Annotated in this window: 1 protein-coding gene; it reads left to right on the top strand. The window is 61.6% G+C overall.

Going from position 1 to position 341, the window contains the following annotated elements:
• Positions 1–14: 14 nt before the first annotated feature.
• Positions 15–341, top strand: a 327-nt coding sequence (locus tag SB751_RS28835) for a plasmid mobilization protein (RefSeq protein WP_410748887.1), incomplete at its 3' end; no start/stop codon positions are given.

The raw sequence follows: 341 nt of genomic DNA, 5'->3' as shown, positions 1-341 counted from the left end.
CCAGTGAAATAAAAATGCCAAAACCGCGTGAAGCTCAGAAGAGTGTGTCGATCCGCCTCCGCATGACTGCGGAGGACAAGACCGTGATCGAGGAAAAAGCGCGGGACCGAGCCATGACTGTGACCGAGTACCTGACGCGCGCCGGCCTCGGACGATCGGCTCGGCAGCGGTCGGACGTCGACGCGATCAACCTGCTTCGAGAGTGCGCCAACGAGTTGAAGGCGATTCATAACACCTTGCGCGGCATGGATGCCGGCGAGGCTGCGCCCACCGACGCCGCAATGGATCAGACCATGAAGGCCATCTGTGCCGCGATCGGGCGCGTTTGGCAAAGCGAGGAC

It is taken from the genome of Cupriavidus sp. SIMBA_020 (assembly GCF_046535395.1).
In the GTDB taxonomy this organism is placed as follows: Bacteria; Pseudomonadota; Gammaproteobacteria; order Burkholderiales; family Burkholderiaceae; genus Cupriavidus; species Cupriavidus campinensis.
This window is presented reverse-complemented; position numbering and strand designations above follow the sequence as displayed.